The sequence below is a fragment of the Xanthomonas sp. NCPPB 3174 genome, from assembly GCF_056725205.1.
This window is the reverse complement of the sequence record NZ_CM161517.1, coordinates 454,367-474,758: the sequence shown is the minus strand read 5'-3', so window position 1 is coordinate 474,758 and position 20,392 is coordinate 454,367. Positions and strand designations below refer to the sequence as shown.

The following is a 20,392-nucleotide window of genomic DNA, read 5'->3' as shown; positions in this document are numbered from 1 at the left end:
GCAGTGGCCGTCTACCGACGCCCAAACGATCGCGCCTGGAAGATGCAGCCGCGGCGCCAGGCGGCTAAGCCTGGCCTCCATGCTGCGTGCACGGGCGTACCTTCACCCCAACCCCTCTCCCGGGGGGAGAGGGGCTTGCGTGGGTCGCCGCTGTCAGCCCAGCGGTTCGTCCGACAGGTAGGTGTAACCGGTCAGGCCGGCCTCGAGCGCGTCGGCCAGTTCCGTCGCCTGCGCGGCCGGCAACTGCGCGGCGGCCACGCGTTCGGCGTAGGCGGCGCGCAGGTCGTCCAGGCGGTAGCCGACGTAGTCCAGCATCACGTCGGTGGTGTCGCCGCGGCGCTGCTGGGCGATGCGGTAGCCGTCGCCGTCCACCGCCACTTCCACCGCGTCGGTGTCGCCGAACAGGTTGTGGATGTCGCCGAGGATCTCCTGGTAGGCGCCGACCAGGAAGAAGCCGATGCGGTAGCTCTCGCCCGGGCGCAGCGCGTGCAGCGGCAGCGAGCTGTCCAGGCTTTCGTTCTCGACGTAGGTCTTGACCATGCCGTCGGAATCGCAGGTCATGTCGCAGACCACGCCGCGCCGTGCCGGCGCCTCGTTCAGGCGTTCGATCGGCACGATCGGGAACACCTGGTCGATCGCCCACACGTCGGGGATCGACTCGAACACACTGAAGTTGACGAAGTACTTGTCGACCAGGCGCTCGTTGAGCTCGTCCAGCACCGGGCGATGGCTCTTTTCCTCGTGGCTCAGCCGCGCCCGCACGCCATGGGCGATGGCGTAGAACAGGTCGTCGATGCGCGCGCGGTGGGTCAGGTCGATCTGGCCCAGGGCGTAGCCACTGAGGCCTTCGGCATGGAAATGCTGCGCCTCCTGGAACAGCTCCACCGCCGGGCGCTGATCCAGTTCGGCATGGATCTCGCGCAGGTGGCGGATCGCCGCCGGTTCGTCGTCGTGCGCGTCGGGCACGCGGCCTTCCGGCGCCTGCTCCACCTCGGACACGTTGGCGATCAGCACGGCGTGGTGCGCGGTCATCGCACGCCCGCACTCGGTGACGATGCGCGGCGGCGCCAGGCCGTGCTCCTCGCAGGCGCTGGCCAGCGGCTGCACGATGTTGCTGGCGTAGGAATGCAGGCCGTAGTTGATCGAGCAATAGCTGCGCGAGCGGGTGCCTTCGTAGTCGATGCCCAGGCCGCCGCCGACGTCGACGTGGCTGATCTTCGCGCCCAGCTTGGACAGCTCGACGAAATAGCGGGTGGCCTCGCGCATGCCGTTGGCGATGTCGCGCACGTTGGAGATCTGCGAGCCCATGTGGAAGTGCAGCAGGTTCAGCGCGTCGGCGTACTCGGTGTCGCGCAGGGTCTTCCACAGGTCCAGCACCTGCCGCGGCGACAGCCCGAACTTGGCCTTGTCGCCGCCGCTGTTCTGCCACTTGCCCGCGCCCAGCGAGGCCAGGCGCATGCGCACGCCCAGGCCCGGCTTCACGTCCAGCGCGCGCGCCTCCTCCAGCACCAGCTTCAGCTCCGACGGCTTCTCGATGACGATGAAGGTCTGCAGGCCGAGCTTGCGCCCGATCAGCGCCAAGCGGATGTATTCGCGGTCCTTGTAGCCGTTGCAGACGATCAGCCCGCCCGGCCGCGACAGCGCCAGCACCGCCATCAGTTCCGGCTTGCTGCCGGCCTCCAGGCCGAAGCCCTCGCCCTGGTGGCTGGCCAGGGTGCCGGCCACGCCGCGGTGCTGGTTGACCTTGATCGGGTACACGGCGGTGTAGCCGCCGGTGTAGTCCCAGTCGGCCTGGGCCTGGGCGAAGGCGGCCTGCAGCTTGCCCAGGCGCTCGCCGAGGATGTCGGGGAAGCGCACCAGCATCGGCAGCTTGGCGCCGGCCGCGCGCGCGGCGTCCACCACCTCCGGCAGCGCGATCGCCACGCCGTCGGCGCCCTGCGGCCGCACCACCACCCGGCCGGCCGCGTCCACGTCGAAGTACCCGTCGGCCCAGTGCGGGATCGAGTAGGTCTTGCGGGCTTGGTCGAGGGACCAATCGCTCATCGTGGCGGCTCGGCTGACGGAAAAAGGGCGTGGATTGTAACCCCTGCTACGCGTGGGGTCCGTTACAATCCGCGCCATTCCGATGCCCTCGGCTCCTGGTGGAGCCGCGCCGGGTTCGTGGGCGCGTGGTGCGGGCTGGATGCGCGAGGCTGCGCCCGACCCTCATCCGGAAAGGTGTGGTAACAGCGTCGTGTGGCTCGGCTGCACGAGGCTGCGCCCGACCCTCATCCGGCGCTTCGCGCCACCTTCTCCCGGGGGGAGAAGGAAACGCTGCATTCTTTTTGCTTTCCTAGGACATTCCATGAGCGCCAACGACAACTGGTACATCGAACACTTCCAGCCCACCGGCTCGGCCATCGGCTACCGCATCACCGGCAAGCTGGACGAGGTGCAGTCGCCGTTCCAGAAGATCGAGATCTACGACACCACCGACTGGGGCAAGCTGATGGTGATCGACGGCGCGGTGATGCTGACCACGCGCGACAACTTCTTCTACCACGAGATGATCAGCCACCCGGCGCTGTTCACCCACGCCGCGCCCAAGCGCGTGGTGATCATCGGCGGCGGCGACTGCGGCACCCTGCGCGAAGTGCTCAAGCACCCGGGCGTGGAAAGCGCCACCCAGTGCGACATCGACGAGCAGGTCACGCGCATGGCCGAGAAGTATTTCCCGGAGCTGTGCGACTCCAACAACGACCCGCGCGCGGAACTGCTGTTCGACGACGGGGTGGCCTACATGGCCAACTGCCCGGCCGGCAGCGTGGACATCGTCATCGTCGACTCCACCGACCCGGTCGGCCCGGCCGAAGGCCTGTTCAACAAGGCCTTCTACGAGAGCTGCTTCAAGGCGCTGAAGGACGACGGCATCCTGGTGCAGCAGTCCGAATCGCCGCTGGCGCTGCTGGACCTGATCAAGGAAATGCGCGCGGAAATGGGCAAGGCCGGCTTCGCCAGCTTCCACACCGTGCCGTTCCCGCAGCCGTGCTACCCGACCGGCTGGTGGAGCGTGACCATGGCCCGCAAGCAGGGCGGCTTCGACTTCCGCCAGGACGACGCCGCGGCCAAGCCGTTCGCCACCCGCTACTACAGCGCGCACCTGCACACCGGCACCCAGGTGCTGCCGCCGTTCGTGGCCGAGGCGCTGGGCGGCTAAGGCCAGACATCCGTCGGCATCGGCGCGCGCATGACGTGCGTCGATGCCGCGGAGCGCTGTCGGGGTCCTCGGCAAGGCCAGCCCCAAACGCGTGCGCATGCGCATAGACAGGCGCGCTGCATCGCGCATGGCATCGCCTCGCCGGTTGCCGCGATCGCGCGCTGTGGGCGCCAAACGATGCCGCACGCCATGGCCCGCGCGTGCGACGATGCGCCGGCCTCCATCGCACAAACCGCGAGCCTGCCATGCGCTCCCAGACGACGTCGCCGTGGACCCTGTGCGCGCTGGCCGCGTTCGGCTTCGTCGTCGCCTGCGTCGCCCACGAAGCGGTGGGCCATGGCCTGGCCTGCCTGGGCAGCGGCGGCACCGTCCGCTGGCTCACGTCGGTGTACTTCCGCTGCCAGCCTGGGCGCCCCTTCGTCGATGCCGCCGGGCCGCTGGCGAATCTGTGCGTGGCCGCAGTGTGCATCCTGGCGGCACACCGCCGTCGCGCGGACATGCCGCGCCTGGCGCTCGCGCTGATCGCCGCCTTCAACGGACTGTGGGGCGCCGGCTATCTGCTGTTCTCCGCGATCACCGATGACGGCGACCTCGCCTTCGTTCTGCGCGATCTCGCCCTGCCGCCGGCCTGGGCCTGGCGGCTGGGGATGGGACTGGCCGGTGCCTGGCTGTATCTGCAGGTGCTGCGCGCCATCGCCCCGTGGCTGCCGAAAGGCAGGCCAATGCTGGCGGCCTACGCCACTGCCGGCACGGTGGCCTGCGTGAGCGTGCTGTTTCATGCCGGGCCGGTGCTGCCGGCATTGCGCGAGGCGGCGCAGGAAGGCCTGTTGGCACCGATCGGCCTGGTGGTTATTGCGTTGTCGCGCCGGTCGCGCGCGCCGCTGCAGCTACCGTCCAGCCGCGCCACGGTCATTGTGGCGGTGCTGGTGGTGGCGGCGTTCTGGCTCACCCTTGGCCGCGGCTACGGCGGCGTCTGAGCCGGCGCATGGCGCAGCGTGGGCGGCCCATCCGGCTGGCCCGCCAGCCTGTAGGGGCGGCTTCAACCACGACAGGTTCTATCGGGAACACCCATCGCGGCTGAAGCCGCTCCTACACGACACCATCCATGCCACGGCGATGCAGGCGCGGTGACTGCGTTACAGCGCGTCCGCGTCCAGTTCGCCGGTGCGGATCCGCACCACCGTGCCCAGGTCGTAGACGAACACCTTGCCGTCGCCGATCTTGCCGGTGGCGGCGGCCTTGACGATGGCTTCGACCACGCGCTCCACCTGGTCCTCGCTGACCGCCACTTCCAGCTTCACCTTGGGCAGGAAATCGACCACGTACTCGGCGCCGCGGTACAGCTCGGTGTGGCCCTTCTGCCGGCCGAAGCCCTTGACTTCGGTGACGGTGATGCCGGCCACGCCCTGCGCGGCGAGCGCTTCGCGCACGTCGTCGAGCTTGAACGGCTTGATCACGGCCATGATCATCTTCATGCGGCGTTCTCCAATCACAATGGCGTCAGGATAGCGCGGTTGCGCGATTCCCGGCCGTCGGGTTCAATGGCCGCGCGCCCCCAACGCCGGAATTTTCCGACAGCGCGCCGCGTCCGATCCCGATGGTCCCGACCTGCCGGGTACCGCACTCTGACGCCACCTGCCGGAGCACAGCCATGATCGACCTCAACCATCTCGACGACCTCGCCCGCCGCCTCAGCGACCTGGTGCCGCCGGGCCTGCGCCAATCCCGCGACGAACTGCAGAGCACCTTCAAGAGCGCGCTGCAGGCCGGGCTGGGCAAGCTCGACCTGGTCACCCGCGAGGAGTTCGAAGTGCAGCGCGCGGTGCTTCTGCGCACCCGCGAGAAGCTCGAAGCGCTGGAGCGCAGCGTCGCCGCGCTGGAAGCGGCACGCAGCGGGCAGTCGCCCAGCCCCACCGCCTGATCCACCCGCCACCATGAGCCTGGCGCTGGTGCACAGCCGTGCCCGCGCGGGGGTGCTCGCGCCTCCGGTTCGGGTCGAAGTCCATCTCTCCGGCGGCCTGCCGGCCACCCAGATCGTCGGCCTGCCCGAGGCGGCGGTGCGCGAGTCGCGCGACCGGGTCCGCGCCGCCCTGCTCTGTGCGCAGTACGAATTCCCGGCACGGCGGATCACCGTCAACCTGGCGCCGGCGGACCTTCCCAAGGAGGGCGGCCGCTTCGATCTGCCGATCGCGCTGGGCATCCTCGCCGCCGCCGGCCAGCTCGACCCGCAGGTGCTCGGCCAGTACGAATTCCTCGGCGAACTGGCCCTGACCGGCGAACTGCGTCCGGTCGACGGGGTCCTGCCGGCCGCGCTGGCCGCCGCCCAGGCCGGGCGCACCCTGATCGTGCCGGCCGACAACGGCGCCGAGGCCGCGCTGGCGCAACACGTGCAGGCCTTCACCGCGCGCACCCTGCTGGAAGTCTGCGGATTGCTCAACGGCAGCAAGACCCTGCCGGCGGCGACGGCGCCGCCGGCGGTCGCCGTGCCCTTTCCCGACCTGAGCGACGTGCGCGGTCAGGCGCAGGCGCGGCGCGCGCTGGAGATCGCCGCGGCCGGACATCACCACCTCCTGCTGATCGGCAGTCCCGGCTGCGGCAAGACCCTGCTGGCCTCGCGCCTGCCCGGGATCCTGCCCGCCGCCAGCGAAGCCGAGGCACTGGAGAGCGCGGCCATCGCCTCGGTCAGCGGCCGCGGCGTGGATCCGGCACGCTGGCGGCAACGCCCGTACCGCGCACCGCACCACACCGCCAGCGCGGTGTCCCTGGTCGGTGGCGGCAGCCATCCGCGTCCTGGCGAGATCTCGCTCGCGCACCATGGCGTGCTGTTCCTGGACGAGCTGCCCGAGTGGAACCGGCATGCGCTGGAAGTGCTGCGCGAGCCACTGGAGTCGGGCCAGGTGACCGTGTCGCGCGCGGCGCGCAGCGCCGAGTTTCCCGCGCGCTTCCAGTTGGTGGCGGCGATGAATCCCTGCCCCTGCGGCTGGGCCGGCGACTCCAGCGGCCGCTGTCGCTGCAGCGAGGACGCGGTGCGGCGCTATCGCGCACGCATCTCCGGGCCACTGCTGGACCGCATCGACCTGCACGTGGAAGTGCCGCGGCTGCCGCCACAGGCGTTGCGCGCCGATGCGCCGCCAGGCGAGTCCAGTGCCGCCGTGCGCGAACGCGTGGAACAGGCGCGACAACGCCAGCAGGCCCGCGCCGGCCGGCCCAACGGCCAGCTCGGCCACAGCGAAACCCTGCGCGACTGCCGCCTGCAACCGCGAGACGAGGCGCTGCTGGAACAGGCCATCGAGCGCCTGCGGCTGTCGGCACGCTCGCTGCACCGGATCCTGCGCGTGGCCCGCACCATCGCCGACCTGGACGCCAGCGACGCGATCGCCACCGCGCACCTGACCGAGGCCATCGCCTACCGGCAGTTGGATCGTGGCGAGCCGGCGGCGAGCGCCGTGGGTCCGACGTCACCCGGGGCTCGCCGCCTGGTCGGTTGAAGACGCCGCAGCGGGCCAGTGTGTCCCGCTCTTCGGCACCCGGCAGCGATGGACGAGCGCATCTCCTGCCATACACGCCTACCCACTGGCAGCGTCCACCCACTCGGCAAGCAAGGCATTGCACCGCCTGGCATGGGTGAAGGTCATGCCATGCGACGCGCCGGCCAGCACCTCATGGCGCGCGTGCGGCAGCCAGGTCGCCAGCGCGGCGGCGTTGTCGCGGTACTGCGCCGGGCTGCGTTCGCCGGCGACCAGCAACACCGGCATCGCCAGAGCAGCAGCCTGCTCGGGCCGGTACGCCGGCAGCGCGTCGGCGATCTGCGGCACCAGGGTCTGCGCGTTGTCGCGCACCATCTGCCGGAAGCTCGCGCTGCTGCGCGCCCAGGCGCCGGGCTGGCTGACCGAATCGACGAAGCATTCCAGGCCGGCCTCGACCTGGCCGCCCTGCAGCAACGCGATCGCCTGCGCGCGGACCGCCTGCACCGCGGCCGGCAGGCCCTGCGGTTGCGGGCCGCCGGGATCGAACAGGGTCAGGCTGGCGATGGCGTCCGGACGCAGCAATGCCGCCTGCCAGGCGACGGCCGCGCCGCGAGAATGGCCGACCAGGTGCACCGGCCGCGCCTCCTCGGCGATGAAGGCGGCGAGCTGCTGCGCATGCCAGCGCCAGCCGAATGCATGCCGCGACGCCGACGGCAGCCGCGGGTAGTACTGGCCCAGGCTCAGCGCGCTGAGCTGGAAGCGGTCGGCCAGTCCGCGCACCTGCGGCGCCCAGTAGCGGTAGTCGCACAGCGCCCCGTGCACCAGAAACACTGGTGCGCCCTCGCCTACCCGCAGATAGGCCAGCGCATCGTCCGCACCCAACCTGCGCACCGCGGGCTTGGGCAACGCGGTGCGCGGACTGACGGTACGCGGAATGGTCATGTCAGAGCGCAAACCTGCGCGGTGCGCCGGATGCGCAGGCACGGGCCGACGATGCCGGCATCTGCGGCGCAACAGGCGGCAGGATGGGCAGGCACAAGAGCAGGAATGGGAACGATGAGCGCTGGCATGCGCATACGATAGCCGCGTCGCCGGCATGCGCGCTGCGGCGCCTGCGGGCCTGTTGACCGAGCACGCGCTCGTCGGAAAAGGCGATGCGAAGGACGCAGGGGCAGGACTGGATGGCGCGCCCGGAGGGATTCGAACCCCCGACCAATGGCTTCGGAAGCCACTACTCTATCCGGCTGAGCTACGGGCGCAACGGACGCGCATTCTAACGACATTCGTCGGCCGCGTCTCCCCCATCGGCGATACCGGCCACAGCCGGGCGCCGACGGGCGTGCGGCATCCGCAGCCACCGCTCCAACCCCGTTCGCGCCGGACGTGCCAGCGACGCCGATGCCGACCGAACCGGGCCTGCCCGATTCGTTTCCCGGCGCTTCTGCAGGCCGCGCAGAACAGCCCGCCCGGCACGCCGTCCGCACCTCCACCCGCCATGCCCGCCCCTCGCGGCCTCACAGCCGCCCGACGAGCTGCGCAGGCAGCCACGGCACCGCGTGCTGCCGCCCACACCACCCGGCTGCTACCCTTGCACGATGGGTTACGAACGCTACGAAACGCCTGCCGCGCTGCCGCCGCGCGCGCGCCTGGGCCAGTACTGGAAACTGCTGCGCGGCGACCGGCCGATCGGCGTGCTGCTGCTGCTGTGGCCGACCTGGTGGGCGCTGTGGCTGGCTGCCGACGGGGTACCGCCGCTGTGGACCCTGTTCGTGTTCACCGCCGGGGTCTGGCTGACCCGCTCGGCCGGCTGCGTGATCAACGACTACGCCGACCGCTGGCTGGACCCGCAGGTCGAGCGTACCCGCAGCCGGCCGCTGGCCACCGGTGCGGTCAGCGGCCGCGAGGCGCTGGCGGTGTTCGCGGTGCTGATGCTGGTCGCGTTCGCACTGGTGCTGACGATGAACGCGCTGACCATCGGCCTGAGCGTGGTCGGGCTGTTCCTGGCCGCCAGCTATCCCTACCTCAAGCGCTACACCTACCTGCCGCAGGTCTACCTGGGCATGGCCTTCGGCTGGGGCATCCCGATGGCCTTCGCCGCGGTGCGCGGCGAGGTGCCTGCGCTGGGCTGGCTGCTGTACGCGGTCAATATCCTGTGGGCCACCGCCTACGACACCTGGTATGCGATGGTCGATCGCGAAGACGACCTGCGCGCCGGCTCCAAGTCCACCGCGATCCTGTTCGGCGAACTGGACCTGGTCATCCAGGGCGTGCTGTACGCGCTGATGATCGTCGCCCTCGCCTTCGTCGGCCACCGCGCGGACCTGGGCGTGTGGTACTGGGCCGGGCTGGGCGTGGCGGCGCTGCTGGTCGCCGCCGAGTTCCGCATGGCCCGGCACCGCGAACGTGCCGCGTGCTTCCGCGCCTTCCTGCACAACAACTGGGTCGGCCTGGCGATCTTCGCCGGCATTGCCGCAGCGTTGGCGTTGCGCGCCGGCTGACACGGACGCGGTTCGGCAGCGCGCTTCGTCGGCACGCAACAACGCCGTGGCCACAGGCCACGCGATAGCCACGGGTCCAGGTCCACAACGCAGTGCAGGCACAGCCGGTGCAGCGCTCACGGCACCCGCGCCACCACCCAGGCATCGACCCGTTCCACACCGGCGCGGCGAAGCGCCTTTGCCGCGGCGTGCAGGGTCGCGCCGGTGGTCATCACGTCATCGATCAGCGCCACATGTGCCGGCAATACTGCCGAATCCGGCACCGCGAACGCGCCACGCAGATTGCACCGGCGTGCGCGGGCGTCCAGTTCGGATTGCGCCGCGGTCGCCCGCACCCGCTGCAGCTCCAGGCACAGCGGCAGCGCCAGCGCGCGCGCCAGTGGCCGCGCCAGTTCCAGCGCCTGGTCGTAGCCGCGCTGGCGCAGCCGGGCCGGATGCAGCGGCACCGGCAGCAGCGCCTGCGGCCGCGGCAACGTCGCGCAGCGTGCCTGCAGCAGCGCGGCGAGCAGACGCCCGGCGGCCAGGTCCTGGTGGAACTTGAAGCGGCGCAACAGGCCATCGACCGGCGCCGCATACACGCAAGCGCTGGCCACCCGCTCCAGCAACGGCGGCCGACGCTGGCACGCGCCGCAGACCTGCTCGGCATCCAGCGCCGGCAACGGCAGCGCGCAGCGGCAACAGGCCGCCGCATTCCAGGGCACGCCAGCGACACAGGCCGCGCACAGGTCAAGACCCGGCACGCCGGGCTCCCCGCAGGCCAGGCAGCGTTCCGGCAGCAGGCGGCGCTGCAGCCAGCGCCAGCCACCGTCAACCAAAACAGCCATCGTGAAGTTGACAGGACGTTGCATGCTTACCAGACTGCCCGCTTTCCCAGCCGCTGACCGTCAGGAAACCCCCATGTCCGCTGTCGTCCGACACGACTGGCAACGCCAGGAATTGCTCGCCCTGTTCGATCTGCCGTTCCCGGAACTGCTGCACCGCGCCGCCGCGGTGCACCGCGAACACTTCGACCCGGCGCAGGTGCAGGTGTCCACGCTGCTGTCGGTGAAGACCGGCGGTTGCCCGGAGGACTGCGCGTACTGCCCGCAGGCGCAGCGCTACGCCACCGGCGTGGAGGCGCAGAAGCTGATGAGCACCGAGGCGGTGCTGGACAAGGCGCGCCAGGCCAAGGCCGCCGGCGCGTCACGGTTTTGCATGGGCGCGGCCTGGCGCTCGCCCAAGGACCGCGACATCCCGAAGGTGGCGGAGATGATCCGCGAGGTGAAGGCGCTGGGCCTGGAAACCTGCGCCACCCTGGGCATGCTCGACGGCGCGCAGGCGCAGGCACTGAAGTCCGCCGGGCTGGACTACTACAACCACAATCTGGACACCGCACCGGATTTCTACGATTCGATCATCCACACCCGCCAGTACCAGGACCGCCTGGACACGCTGACCCACGTGCGCGACGCCGGCCTGAAGACCTGCTGCGGCGGCATCGTCGGCATGGGCGAGTCGCGCGACCAGCGCGCCGGCCTGCTGCAGGCGCTGGCCAACCTGCCGGTGCATCCGGATTCGGTGCCGATCAACCGCCTAGTGCAGGTCGCCGGCACGCCGCTACACGGCACGGTCGAGCTGGATCCGTTCGAGTTCGTGCGCACGATCGCCGTCGCCCGCATCGCGATGCCGCGGGCGATGGTGCGGCTGTCGGCCGGGCGCGAAAGCATGAGCGACGAACTGCAGGCGCTGTGCTTCTGCGCCGGTGCCAACTCGATCTTCTACGGCGAGAAGCTGCTGACCACCGGCAACCCGGACACCGAACGCGACCAGGCGCTGTTCGCGCGGCTGGGGCTGCGGCCGATGCAGGTGATGGTGGATGCCGATGCGCACGACCATCCCGGCACCGTGCACGCCGACATCACCACCCCGCCGGCGATCGCCGCCGCCCTGGTCTGACGCCGCGCGTCCGTCCGCCGATCCGGCCGTCCATCGCCGGCGGCGTCCGGCTTGGCCGGGGACGCGCTACGCTAGCCCGCCAGATGCCCGTCCCGCGCCCATGGCCCGTCCCGACCTGCACGACCGCATCCAGTCCGCGCGCGCCTTGCGCGAAGCGCAGGGGCGCCTGCGCGTGCGCCGCAGCGTCGGCCGCCGCGACGGCGTGCGCCTGGAAGTCGACGGCCGCTGGCTGACCGGCTTCTGCAGCAACGACTACCTGGGCCTGGCGCAGCAGTTCGAAGTGGTCGCGGCCCTGCAGGACGCGGCCGCGCGCGAGGGCGCCGGCGCCACCGCCTCGCACCTGGTGTGCGGCCACCACGCGCTGCACGAGGCGCTGGAACACGAGATCGCCGACTGGCTCGGCTATCCGCAGGCGCTGCTGTTCGGCAGCGGCTTCATCGCCAACCTGGCGGTGCAGCAGGCGCTGCTGAGCGAGGAAGAGGACGTGTGCGTGCAGGACCGGCTCAACCACGCCAGCCTGCTCGACGCCAGCCGCCTGGCCGGCTGCCGCCTGCGCCGCTATCCGCACCTGGATGCCGAAGGCGCGATGCGCCAGCTCAAGCACGCCGCCGACGGTGCGGCGATGCTGGCCACCGATGGTGTGTTCAGCATGGACGGCGACGTCGCTCCGCTGCGCTCGCTGGCGCTGGTGGCGCGCACGCAACAGGCGCTGCTGTACGTGGACGATGCGCACGGCGTCGGCGTGGTCGGCCCGCAGGGGCGCGGCAGCGTCGCCGAGGCCGGCCTGGGTGTCGACGACGTTCCGCTGCAACTGGCGACCCTGGGCAAGGCGCTCGGCGGCTACGGCGCGGCGGTGGTCGGCGATGCCACGCTGATCCGGCACCTGGCCGAAACCGCGCGGCCGTATCTGTACACCACCGCGCTGCCGCCGGCGCAGGCCGCGGCCTCGTTGGCGGCGGTCAAGCTGGCACGGCGCGACCAGTGGCGGCGCGAACGCCTGGTCGAACTGATCGCCCTGTTCCGCGGCGGCGCGCGTCGCCATGGCCTGGAACTGATGGCCTCGGACACGCCGATCCAGCCGCTGCTGTGCGGCGAGGAGCGCACCGCGCTGGCATGGTCGGCGGCGCTGGAACAGGCCGGCTACCTGGTCTCGGCGATCCGTCCGCCGACCGTGCCGGAAGGCAAGTCGCGGCTGCGGGTGACCCTGTCGGCACTGCACACGCCGGCGCAGGTGCAGGCGCTGCTGGACGCACTGGCGCTGGCGCGCGATCGCGTGGCCGCGCATCCGCCCGGCGTGCCGGCGTGAGCGCAACCGACCTCGCCGCGCGACGCGCGGTGTGGGACGCGCTGGCCGAGCTGTATCTGGACGATGCGGTCGACGCGCGGCATGCGCAGATCGCCGCGGTACTCGCCGCCTCGCCGTTCGCCACCGACACGCTGTGGCAGATGCTGCGCGAGGACGTACATTCGCGGCTGGCGCCGAACCTGCTGACGCCGGCCGGCGCCTGGCAAGGCATCGACGGCGACTGGCTGAGCGCGGCGATCGAGCAGCGTCGCGGTGCGCATCGCGTATCCGCCTGGTGCACCCGCGACTACCCGCGCCGACAGTGGCGCCTGCTGCTGCCACAGGTGCTGGCGCAACGCGCTTCGCACTGACGCGGTGGCCGACGCGGCCTTTCCTGTTCCTTCGCGACGATAGACGACGATGCATATCGACACCCTGGGGCAGGGCCCCAATCTGGTCCTGCTGCACGGCTGGGCGTTGAACGGCGGCATCTTCGCGCCATTGGTCGAGCGCCTGTCGGCGCAGTACCGCCTGCACCTGGTGGACCTGCCCGGGCACGGCCACAGCCGCGGTGACGACACGCCGCTGGCACTGCCGCACGTGGTCAGCGCGATCGCCGCGGCCACGCCGCCGGCGGTGTGGCTGGGCTGGTCGCTGGGCGGGCTGTTCGCGCTGCACGCCGCCGCCACGCAACCGCAGGTGCGCGGGCTGGCGATGCTCGCGGCGACGCCGCGCTTCGTGCGCGGCAGCGATTGGCCGCACGCCGTGGAACCGCAGGTGTTCGCCCAGTTCGGCCGCGATCTGGCCGAGGACTACCGCGGCACCCTCGATCGCTTCCTGGCGCTGGACACGCTCGGCTCGGCGCATGCCCGCGCCGAACTGCGCACCCTGCGCGAAGCGCTCGACGCCCGCGGCGCACCCGATCCACACGTGCTGCAGGACGGCCTGACCCTGCTGGAACGCACCGACCTGCGCCGCGCCCTGCCCGGCCTGCGCGTGCCCAGCCTGTGGATCGGCGGCCAGCGCGACCGCCTGGTCCCGCCCGCGGGCATGGAGGCCGCCGCGGCGCTGGCGCCGAACGCGCGCGCACTGATCGTCGCCGGCGGCGGCCACGCCCCGTTCCTCGGTCATGCCGACACCGTGGCCGAAGCACTGCGCGGATTCCTGGCAACGCTGGACTAGCGGCGTCGCGGCGCGCGTTCCACGATGCTGTCGTAGGAGCGGCTTCAGCCGCGACACGCCTGCTTCATCGGTCGCGGCTGAAGCCGCTCCTACAGGCGCTTGCGGCGAGCCCGCCGGGCGCACTGTGGGAGGGACTTCAGTCCCAACGCATTGCGCCATCGGAAAGCGCGCACCATTTCGCGCGTCGCGCGCTGCATGACAGTTGACTCCCACATTGCATCACGCGACCCGCGCCGACGTCAGAAACACGCAAGCGGCTGCACCGCGGAACTCAACTGTCATGCAGCCGCGACAAGCGACGCCGAAAGCGGACTGACAGCCTCCGTCGTCGGGACTGAAGTCCCTCCCACAAGGATGCCGGCCACCCCCGTGGGAACGACTTCAGTCGCGACGCATGGCAGCAAAACGCTGCGCAGCGAAGCCGCTCCTGCACCTGCCGTGCGTACTCCGTGTCCTCAACGTCGCGATGTGACGCTGGCCGCCACCGGGCCGATGTCCGATCATCGCGGCTCCATCGAACCGGAGTGCAAGCATGGACCTGGGAATCGCCGGCAAGTGGGCGCTGGTGTGCGCCGCGAGCAAGGGGCTGGGACTGGGTTGCGCGCAGGCCTTGGCGCGCGAGGGCGTGCACGTGGCGATCGTGGCGCGCGGCCAGGCCGGGCTCGATGCGGCCGCGACGCAGTTGCGCGCGCTCGACGGCGGTGGCGAGGTGGTCGCGGTGGCCGCGGACATCGCCACCGAGGCCGGACGCGCCGCCGCACTGGCCGCCTGCCCGCAGGTCGACATCCTGATCAACAATGCCGGCGGGCCGCCGCCGGGCGATTTTCGCGACTGGGAACGCGAGGACTGGCTGCGCGCGCTCGACGCCAACATGCTGGCGCCGATCGCACTGATCCGCGCCACCGTCGATGCGATGCAGGCGCGCGGCTTCGGCCGCATCGTCAACATCACCTCCGCCGCGGTGAAGGCGCCGATCGACAGCCTGGGCCTGTCCAACGGCGCACGGGCGGGCCTTACCGGCTTCGTCGCCGGGCTGGCGCGACGCACGGTGGCGCACAACGTCACCATCAACAACCTGCTGCCGGGGCAGTTCGACACCGACCGCCTGCGTGGCAACATCGCCCACGCCGCGCAGCGCGAGGGCATCGACCCCGCCGACCTGGCCGAACGCAAGCGCCGGCAGATCCCGGCCGGGCGCTTCGGTACCGCGGAAGAGTTCGGCGCGGCCTGCGCCTTCCTGTGCAGCGCGCAGGCCGGGTATCTGAGCGGGCAGAACCTGTTGCTGGATGGCGGCAGCTATCCGGGGACATTCTGAAGAGCCGGAATTGGGGATTCGGGAGTGGGGATGCACAGCCGCGGTCGCGCCGCCTGGTCGGTGCGAGGTGCTGAACATGATGATCTGCGGACCACGCTGGCCGCGAGGGAAAGGCGGCGATAAGGAACCGGCTGGATTCGGCATCGGGAGGACGTAGCGGCTTTCGCGCCGCTGGATCGGCGCGAAGTGCGCAACGCGGTGATCCGCGCCACCCCTGGCCGCGGCGCGACGGCGGCGGCGATAATGCGCGGATGGATCCTTCCGCGTTCGATTCCCAGCACATCCGCCGCGCGTTCGCGCGTGCGGCCGCCAGTTACGACGCCGCCGCGGCGCTGCAGCGCGAGGTGCAGGGGCGCTTGCTGGAATCGCTGGATTACCTCGGCGACCGCGTGCCGCAGGTGGTGCTGGACGTGGGCAGCGGCCCAGCGCACGCCGCGGCGGCGATGAAGAAGCGCTGGCCGCGCGCGCAGGTGATCGCGCTCGACCAGGCCCTGCCGATGCTGCAGCAGGCCAAGCGCCAGGCCGGCTGGTGGAAGCCGTTCGGCCGCGTCTGCGCCGACGCGCGCGCGCTGCCGCTGGCCGAGTACAGCGTCGATGTGATCTTCAGCAATCTGTGCCTGCAGTGGGTCGAGGACCTGCCGGCGGTGTTCGCCGGGTTCCGCCGCGTGCTGCGCCCCGGCGGCCTGCTGCTGTGTTCCAGCTTCGGTCCGGACACCCTGATCGAGCTGCGCGAGGCTTTTGCCCAGGCCGACCGGACCACGCCGCACGTGAGCCGCTTCGCGCCGATCGCGCAGTTCGGCGATGCGCTGATGCTGTCCGGCTTCCGCGATCCGGTGCTGGACCGCGACGTGTTCAACCTGACCTATCCGGACCTGCCCGCGCTGATGCGCGAACTGCGCGCGATCGGCGCCACCAACGCGCTGCAGGCGCGCCGCCACACCCTCACCGGGCGCGGCCGGTTCGCCGCCGCCACTGCCGCCTACGAGCCGCTGCGTGGCGCCGACGGCACCCTGCCCAGCACCTGGGAAGTGATCTACGCACACGCCTGGGCACCGCCGCCGGGCGCACCGATCCGCGAGGGCGGCGGCGAGATCGCCGCGGTGCCGCTGTCAGCGATCCCGATCCGCCGCCGCGGCGACTGAGTCGGGCCGCACCCGGAACAGCACCCGGCCCTGATACGGCGTTCCCAACACCTGCGCCTGCGCGCCCTGCGCCGCGAGGCGCGCGGCGACCTGCGGCCAGACGTCCTGCTTGCACACCCACACGCGCCCGGCGCGGGGCTGCCGCAATACCGTGAGCAGATCGGCGTCGTATTCGGGGCCGAAACGCGGCGTGTCCTGCAACGGCTCTAGGCGGATCTTGCGCACCTGCGCGCCCAGTTCCAGGCGCAGGCCGTAGCGCGCCATGTCCTCGACGAACACCACCTCGCGCACCGGCGCGCCGGCACGCTGCGCGATCGCCTGCGCCCAGGCGCCGGCATCCTTGTGCGTGGGCAGCAGCGCCACGGCCAGTTCGAGCGCCAGCAGCAACCCGCACCAGCCCAGCAGCCACGGCCAGCGCCACGGCGCGCGCCCCTCCTGCGCGCGCTGCCACGCCGCCAGCAACGCCAGCGGCACGAACAGCGGCAGCACGTACAGCGGCAGCCGCGAGCGCGACAGGCACAGCACCAGCAGCGGCAGCAGCAGCCACAGGGTCAGCAGCAGCGGCGCAGCCTGCTGCAGGCGCAGCGCCGGCGTGCGCCACCACTGCCGCAGCTGCCGCGGCAACTGCCAGGCCCAGCGCGCCAGCGCCGGCGTCCACGGCAGCGTGCCCAGGACCAGGATCGGCGCATACGCCACCGCCCAGCCGTACCACTGCGCGTTGCGCCCGAACGCGTCGCTGGCCACGCGCTTGACCACCTCGTCGCCGACGAAGTACTGCAGCAATCCCGGATGGCCGTGGATCACCGCCAGGTACCAGGGCAGCGCCAGCACCACGAACAGCGTGATGCCGGAGAGCTGCAGCGCGCGCCGCGGCGGCCCCGGCGTCACCGCGTTGAACAGCAGCAGCGCCGGCAACGGCAGCAGGCCCGGCGGCCCCTTGGTCATGAACGCCAGGGCGAAGCCGGCCCACATCGCCGCGATCCAGCGCTTGCCCTGTCCGGGCGGATGCGCCCGCGCTTCGACGAAGGCCCACACCGCCAGGGTCTCGCAGGCGGCGAGCAGGAAGTCGGTGGAAATCCATTGCGCCGCGCCGAACGGCGCCAGCATGGTCGCGTACAGCAGCGCCGCCTGCGCCGGCAGCTCAGGGCGTTCGGGAAACAGCCGCGCGGCCAGGCGCCACACCAGCAGCACGCACAGCAGGTAGGACAGCGCCGACGGCAACCGCGCCGCCCACGGCGACGGCCCGAACGCGGCGACGCTGGCGGCGATCGCCCAGTAGGTCAGCGGCGGCTTGGTCCAGTGCGCCACGTCCTCGCTGCGCCGGGGCGTGAGCCAGTCGCCACTGTGCAGCATGTTCAGCGCGACATTGGAGTAGCGGCCCTCGTCGGCATCCCAGATGCCGCGGGCGCCGAGCAGGGCCAGCGCGAGCGTGCAGGCCAGCAGCGCCACCGCGACGGCCGGGGAACGAAGCAGCGCGCGCATCGGCAGTCCTCTCGGTCGACGCGGCGACCATAGTCACCGCGCCTGCGGCCGCAGATGACGGCCGGCGGACAGTTTTGCGACAGCGCCGAACGCGCCCGGCCTCAGGCCGGCGCGCGGCTCAGGCGGAGACCTGCGCGATCCAGTCTTCCAGGTTGTAGTAGTTGCTCACCCGGGCGATCCTGCCGTCGCGGATGTCGAAGAACGCCCCGCCCGGCAGCACGTAGCGCTGGCCGCGCGCCTCCGGCAGGCCGGTGTCGGTGTGGTGGTATTCGCCATGCACCACGTACTCGGCGGCGGCGCGGCGGCCGTCCTGCGCGGCCAGCACCACGATGTCGTGCAGCTGCTCGCGGTAGCTGGCGTTCATGCGCTGCAGGAAGGCGGCGAACGCGTCCTTGCCGGTCTCGCGCGCGCCCTGGTTGAGATCATGGGCGACGTCGTCGCTGAGCATGCCCAGCATGCCGTCCCAGTCGCCGCGGTTGAACGCCGCGTAATAGGCCTGGACCAGGGCGATGGCCTGGTCCTGCGCAGGAACTCCGTGGTTGCTCATGGCTGCCGCCCTCCGGCCGGGGAAAGGCCCCATCATACGGTCTCGCCGCCGTGCTCGACGCCCCGCTCCAGCAGGTCGCGATGGAAGAAGTACAGCTCCTGCAGCAGGAAGCGCCAGCGGGTCTGGAAGCTGCGGAAGCGGCTACTCGGCGTCGACGAGGCCAGCGCGTCGATCTGCAGCTCCTCGCACAGCCGCAGCGCCCGCGCCATGTGCAGCGGATCGCTGACCACGATGGCCCGGTGCAGGCCGTGCTCGCGCATCAGCCGGCGCGCCTCGATCAGGTTCTGCCGGGTGGTGCGCGAGACCGTCTCGATCAGGATCGCGTCGGCCGGCACGTCGTGGCGCAGCGCATAGCGCCGGGCCACCTGCGACTCGGCGAAGCGCGCGCCGTTGCCGAAGCCGCCGGTGAAGATCAGGGTCGGCGCGTAGCCGCGCTGGTACAGGTCCAGGCCGTGGCGGATGCGCTCCTCGAACACCGGCGAGGGCTTGGCGTCGTAGGCCGCGGCGCCGAGCACGATGATCGCGTCCGCCGGCGCCGCCTGGTCGCGGTCGCCGACCCAGACGATGTAGATCGCCACGCCCAGCAGCCACAGCCCCAGCAGCGCCGCCAGGCGCACCAGCCAGCGCAGCCAGCGGGACCCGCGCCGCGCGCTCATGCCGCGCCCCACGGCAGGGCGTCCAGGTCGACGTTGCCGCCGGACAGGATCACCCCCACCCGGCGCCCGGCGAAGCGCGCCGGCTGCGCCAGCACCGCCGCCAGGGCGATCGCCGAGGACGGCTCCACCACCTGCTTGAGCACCTGCCACAGCAGCCGCATCGCCGCCACGGTGGCCGCGTCCTCCACCACCAGCACCTCGGCCTGGCCGTGCAGCAGGGCGAAGTTCGGCTCGCCCAGGCTGCCACGCAGGCCGTCGCACACGGTATCCGGGACCATGTCCAGGCGGCGCTCGCCGGCGGCCAGCGAGCGCGCGGTGTCGGCGGCGCCGGCCGGCTCGGCCAGCAACAGTTGCGCCTGCGGCGCCTGCGCCGACAGGGCCAGGCGGCTGCCCGCGGCCAGGCCGCCGCCGCCCACCGGCACCACCAGCAGGTCCAGCCCGCCGCTGGCGTCCAGCAGTTCCAGCGCGGCGGTGCCCTGCCCGGCGATCACCGCCGGATCGGCATAGGGATGCACCAGGGTCGCGCCGGTGTCGTGCTGCACCTGCGCGCACAGCGCCTCGCGTGCGGCGATGCTCGGCGCGCAGCGCCACAGGGTGGCGCCATGGCGGGCGATATTGGCGAGCTTGGCGGCGACCGCGCCTTCCGGCACCACCACATGGCAGCCGATGCCGCGGGTACGCGCAGCCAAGGCCAGGGCCGCGCCATGGTTGCCCGAGGAGTGGGTGACCACCCCGCGGGCCACCTGTTCCGGATCCAGCGCCCACACCGCGTTGCAGGCGCCGCGGAACTTGAACGCGCCGCCGCGCTGCAGGTGTTCGGCCTTGAAGTACAGCTGCGCGCCGGTGGCGGCATCCAGCGCCCGCGAACGCAGCACCGGGGTCGGCCGCGCATGCGCGGCAATGCGTGCGGCGGCCGCCAGGACGTCGCCGAACTCGGGCAGAAAACGTGAGACCATGCGCGAAAGGGTAGCGTATCGTCGCCAAACTGCAGCGTCCGCAACCGGCGCAGGTTCGCCGCCGTTGCGCGCGACTTAAGCGTTCAAGTGCATCGCGGGAAGTTAAGGGGGGATTCAATGCAACGGACCGAACCTGTCAGCCAGCCTGCTGGAGGGCAAACGTCATGAAACTGCGCCTGATCTGCGCCGCTGGACTGCTGGCCGCACTGGGCGGCTGTGCCACCTACGACTACGCCGGAGGCGGCGACGGTGGCTACTACCGCGGCGCGCCCTCGGTCGAATACCGCTATCCGCCCGGTTACTCCGAGTACTACTCGCCGTACGGCGCCGTGCCCTACTACGGTTACGGCCCGGCCTACTACGGCTACTACGGGTACGGGGTGCCTTACTACTACTATCGCGGCTACGACGGCCCGCGCCACCGCCCGCCGCCGCGTCCGCGGCCGGACGACGGCGGTTCGGCACCGCCGCCGCCGCCGCCCAGCGTCGGCGGCCGGGTGCCGTCGCCCTGGCGCAACCTGGACCGCCTGCGCCGTCCGGACGCGCTCAATTCGACGCCGCGGCCGCAGTCGATGCAGCCGCCGCGCCCGGCGATGCAGCGGCCCGAGGGGGTCCAGCGGCCGCCCGCACCGCGCCCCGGCAATATGGGACGCAGCAATGGGACACGTCGCACACTCGAGCCCTGAGAAAGGGCTTGCGTTCGCCTGTCCCAGCACGCAATCTACGTCCTA

At 71.6% G+C, this 20,392-nt stretch carries 20 protein-coding genes and 1 tRNA gene; 12 read left to right on the top strand and 9 right to left on the bottom strand.

All coding sequences use genetic code 11. The annotated features are described in order from the left end of the window. Positions 1-153: 153 nt before the first annotated feature. Positions 154-2,043 (bottom strand): arginine decarboxylase, encoded by a 1,890-nt coding sequence (gene speA, locus AC1PK7_RS02205; protein ID WP_267093388.1) that lies wholly within the window; start codon positions 2,041-2,043, stop codon positions 154-156. A gap of 301 nt (positions 2,044-2,344) precedes the next feature. Here speA and speE point away from each other — a divergent pair, with 301 nt between their 5' ends. Further along, positions 2,345-3,196, top strand: coding sequence for a polyamine aminopropyltransferase (speE, locus tag AC1PK7_RS02200; RefSeq protein WP_017916998.1), 852 nt, complete (start codon positions 2,345-2,347; stop codon positions 3,194-3,196). Between the two features lie 245 nt (positions 3,197-3,441). Beyond that, positions 3,442-4,173: a hypothetical protein gene (locus AC1PK7_RS02195; RefSeq protein WP_481099718.1), complete on the top strand. Its 732-nt coding sequence runs from the start codon at positions 3,442-3,444 to the stop codon at positions 4,171-4,173. Between the two features lie 159 nt (positions 4,174-4,332). On the opposite strand, the gene AC1PK7_RS02190 is transcribed toward AC1PK7_RS02195, so the two are convergent. Beyond that, positions 4,333-4,671 (bottom strand): P-II family nitrogen regulator, encoded by a 339-nt coding sequence (locus AC1PK7_RS02190; protein ID WP_010341856.1) that lies wholly within the window; start codon positions 4,669-4,671, stop codon positions 4,333-4,335. A gap of 176 nt (positions 4,672-4,847) precedes the next feature. Between AC1PK7_RS02190 and ubiK the strand changes: the two genes are divergently transcribed. Beyond that, positions 4,848-5,117, top strand: a complete 270-nt coding sequence (gene ubiK, locus AC1PK7_RS02185) for a ubiquinone biosynthesis accessory factor UbiK (protein WP_017908021.1) — start codon at positions 4,848-4,850, stop codon at positions 5,115-5,117. A gap of 13 nt (positions 5,118-5,130) precedes the next feature. Further along, positions 5,131-6,684, top strand: a complete 1,554-nt coding sequence (locus tag AC1PK7_RS02180) for a YifB family Mg chelatase-like AAA ATPase (protein ID WP_481099717.1) — start codon at positions 5,131-5,133, stop codon at positions 6,682-6,684. Positions 6,685-6,762: 78 nt separating this feature from the next. Here the strand turns inward: AC1PK7_RS02180 and AC1PK7_RS02175 are convergent, their stop codons facing one another. Both AC1PK7_RS02175 and AC1PK7_RS02170 read right to left on the bottom strand, forming a co-directional pair. Beyond that, positions 6,763-7,605 carry an alpha/beta fold hydrolase gene (locus AC1PK7_RS02175; RefSeq protein WP_481099716.1) on the bottom strand — a complete coding sequence of 281 codons (843 nt, stop codon included), beginning with the start codon at positions 7,603-7,605 and terminating at the stop codon, positions 6,763-6,765. 240 nt (positions 7,606-7,845) lie between these two features. Further along, positions 7,846-7,922 (bottom strand) — tRNA-Arg (locus AC1PK7_RS02170). Positions 7,923-8,258: 336 nt separating this feature from the next. Here AC1PK7_RS02170 and ubiA point away from each other — a divergent pair. Beyond that, entirely contained in the window at positions 8,259-9,161 is a 903-nt protein-coding gene (gene ubiA / locus AC1PK7_RS02165; RefSeq protein WP_481099715.1) for a 4-hydroxybenzoate octaprenyltransferase, read from the top strand. Positions 9,162-9,277: 116 nt separating this feature from the next. On the opposite strand, the gene AC1PK7_RS02160 is transcribed toward ubiA, so the two are convergent. Then, positions 9,278-10,009, bottom strand: coding sequence for a double zinc ribbon domain-containing protein (locus AC1PK7_RS02160; protein ID WP_481099714.1), 732 nt, complete (start codon positions 10,007-10,009; stop codon positions 9,278-9,280). Positions 10,010-10,058: 49 nt separating this feature from the next. Between AC1PK7_RS02160 and bioB the strand changes: the two genes are divergently transcribed. From bioB to bioC, 6 genes are all read left to right on the top strand, one after another. Next, a complete protein-coding gene (bioB, locus tag AC1PK7_RS02155) occupies positions 10,059-11,096 on the top strand; it encodes a biotin synthase BioB (protein WP_420008719.1) in 1,038 nt (345 codons plus the stop codon). 100 nt (positions 11,097-11,196) lie between these two features. After that, positions 11,197-12,402: an 8-amino-7-oxononanoate synthase gene (bioF, locus tag AC1PK7_RS02150; protein ID WP_481099713.1), complete on the top strand. Its 1,206-nt coding sequence runs from the start codon at positions 11,197-11,199 to the stop codon at positions 12,400-12,402. Then, on the top strand, positions 12,399-12,752 hold the full coding sequence (locus AC1PK7_RS02145; RefSeq protein ID WP_481099712.1) for a DUF7079 family protein: 354 nt from the start codon (positions 12,399-12,401) through the stop codon (positions 12,750-12,752). Before bioF ends, AC1PK7_RS02145 begins: the two co-directional genes overlap by 4 nt. Before the next feature lie 49 nt (positions 12,753-12,801). After that, positions 12,802-13,563, top strand: coding sequence for a pimeloyl-ACP methyl ester esterase BioH (gene bioH, locus AC1PK7_RS02140; protein WP_481099711.1), 762 nt, complete (start codon positions 12,802-12,804; stop codon positions 13,561-13,563). Positions 13,564-14,095: 532 nt separating this feature from the next. Then, positions 14,096-14,878, top strand: a complete 783-nt coding sequence (locus AC1PK7_RS02135; RefSeq protein ID WP_152235892.1) for an SDR family oxidoreductase — start codon at positions 14,096-14,098, stop codon at positions 14,876-14,878. Between the two features lie 251 nt (positions 14,879-15,129). Next, entirely contained in the window at positions 15,130-16,020 is an 891-nt protein-coding gene (gene bioC / locus AC1PK7_RS02130; protein WP_481099710.1) for a malonyl-ACP O-methyltransferase BioC, read from the top strand. On the opposite strand, the gene AC1PK7_RS02125 is transcribed toward bioC, so the two are convergent. The 4 genes from AC1PK7_RS02125 to AC1PK7_RS02110 form a co-directional block, all read right to left on the bottom strand. Then, entirely contained in the window at positions 15,988-17,502 is a 1,515-nt protein-coding gene (locus AC1PK7_RS02125) for an ArnT family glycosyltransferase (protein WP_371184394.1), read from the bottom strand. The genes bioC and AC1PK7_RS02125 overlap by 33 nt on opposite strands. A 118-nt stretch (positions 17,503-17,620) precedes the next feature. Then, positions 17,621-18,049 carry a ketosteroid isomerase-related protein gene (locus tag AC1PK7_RS02120; RefSeq protein WP_010341872.1) on the bottom strand — a complete coding sequence of 143 codons (429 nt, stop codon included), beginning with the start codon at positions 18,047-18,049 and terminating at the stop codon, positions 17,621-17,623. Between the two features lie 32 nt (positions 18,050-18,081). Further along, a complete protein-coding gene (locus AC1PK7_RS02115) occupies positions 18,082-18,717 on the bottom strand; it encodes a YdcF family protein (RefSeq protein ID WP_420008712.1) in 636 nt (211 codons plus the stop codon). Then, entirely contained in the window at positions 18,702-19,661 is a 960-nt protein-coding gene (locus AC1PK7_RS02110) for a pyridoxal-phosphate dependent enzyme (RefSeq protein ID WP_481099709.1), read from the bottom strand. Before AC1PK7_RS02110 ends, AC1PK7_RS02115 begins: the two co-directional genes overlap by 16 nt. A 164-nt stretch (positions 19,662-19,825) precedes the next feature. Here AC1PK7_RS02110 and AC1PK7_RS02105 point away from each other — a divergent pair, with 164 nt between their 5' ends. Continuing rightward, positions 19,826-20,347 (top strand): hypothetical protein, encoded by a 522-nt coding sequence (locus AC1PK7_RS02105; RefSeq protein ID WP_420008710.1) that lies wholly within the window; start codon positions 19,826-19,828, stop codon positions 20,345-20,347. The last annotated feature ends 45 nt before the right edge of the window (positions 20,348-20,392 follow it).

What these genes read in the sequence shown, in the direction of transcription:
- AC1PK7_RS02190 (WP_010341856.1), bottom strand. Translation starts at nt 4,671, where the DNA reads ATGAAGATGATCATGGCCGTGATCAAGCCGTTCAAGCTCGACGACGTG.
- AC1PK7_RS02180 (WP_481099717.1), top strand. Translation starts at nt 5,131, where the DNA reads ATGAGCCTGGCGCTGGTGCACAGCCGTGCCCGCGCGGGGGTGCTCGCG.
- AC1PK7_RS02175 (WP_481099716.1), bottom strand. Translation starts at nt 7,605, where the DNA reads ATGACCATTCCGCGTACCGTCAGTCCGCGCACCGCGTTGCCCAAGCCC.
- ubiK (WP_017908021.1), top strand. Translation starts at nt 4,848, where the DNA reads ATGATCGACCTCAACCATCTCGACGACCTCGCCCGCCGCCTCAGCGAC.
- AC1PK7_RS02105 (WP_420008710.1), top strand. Translation starts at nt 19,826, where the DNA reads ATGAAACTGCGCCTGATCTGCGCCGCTGGACTGCTGGCCGCACTGGGC.
- bioH (WP_481099711.1), top strand. Translation starts at nt 12,802, where the DNA reads ATGCATATCGACACCCTGGGGCAGGGCCCCAATCTGGTCCTGCTGCAC.
- ubiA (WP_481099715.1), top strand. Translation starts at nt 8,259, where the DNA reads ATGGGTTACGAACGCTACGAAACGCCTGCCGCGCTGCCGCCGCGCGCG.
- AC1PK7_RS02120 (WP_010341872.1), bottom strand. Translation starts at nt 18,049, where the DNA reads ATGAGCAACCACGGAGTTCCTGCGCAGGACCAGGCCATCGCCCTGGTC.
- bioC (WP_481099710.1), top strand. Translation starts at nt 15,130, where the DNA reads ATGGATCCTTCCGCGTTCGATTCCCAGCACATCCGCCGCGCGTTCGCG.
- AC1PK7_RS02125 (WP_371184394.1), bottom strand. Translation starts at nt 17,502, where the DNA reads ATGCGCGCGCTGCTTCGTTCCCCGGCCGTCGCGGTGGCGCTGCTGGCC.
- bioB (WP_420008719.1), top strand. Translation starts at nt 10,059, where the DNA reads ATGTCCGCTGTCGTCCGACACGACTGGCAACGCCAGGAATTGCTCGCC.
- AC1PK7_RS02160 (WP_481099714.1), bottom strand. Translation starts at nt 10,009, where the DNA reads ATGCAACGTCCTGTCAACTTCACGATGGCTGTTTTGGTTGACGGTGGC.
- AC1PK7_RS02135 (WP_152235892.1), top strand. Translation starts at nt 14,096, where the DNA reads ATGGACCTGGGAATCGCCGGCAAGTGGGCGCTGGTGTGCGCCGCGAGC.
- speE (WP_017916998.1), top strand. Translation starts at nt 2,345, where the DNA reads ATGAGCGCCAACGACAACTGGTACATCGAACACTTCCAGCCCACCGGC.
- AC1PK7_RS02110 (WP_481099709.1), bottom strand. Translation starts at nt 19,661, where the DNA reads ATGGTCTCACGTTTTCTGCCCGAGTTCGGCGACGTCCTGGCGGCCGCC.
- bioF (WP_481099713.1), top strand. Translation starts at nt 11,197, where the DNA reads ATGGCCCGTCCCGACCTGCACGACCGCATCCAGTCCGCGCGCGCCTTG.
- speA (WP_267093388.1), bottom strand. Translation starts at nt 2,043, where the DNA reads ATGAGCGATTGGTCCCTCGACCAAGCCCGCAAGACCTACTCGATCCCG.
- AC1PK7_RS02195 (WP_481099718.1), top strand. Translation starts at nt 3,442, where the DNA reads ATGCGCTCCCAGACGACGTCGCCGTGGACCCTGTGCGCGCTGGCCGCG.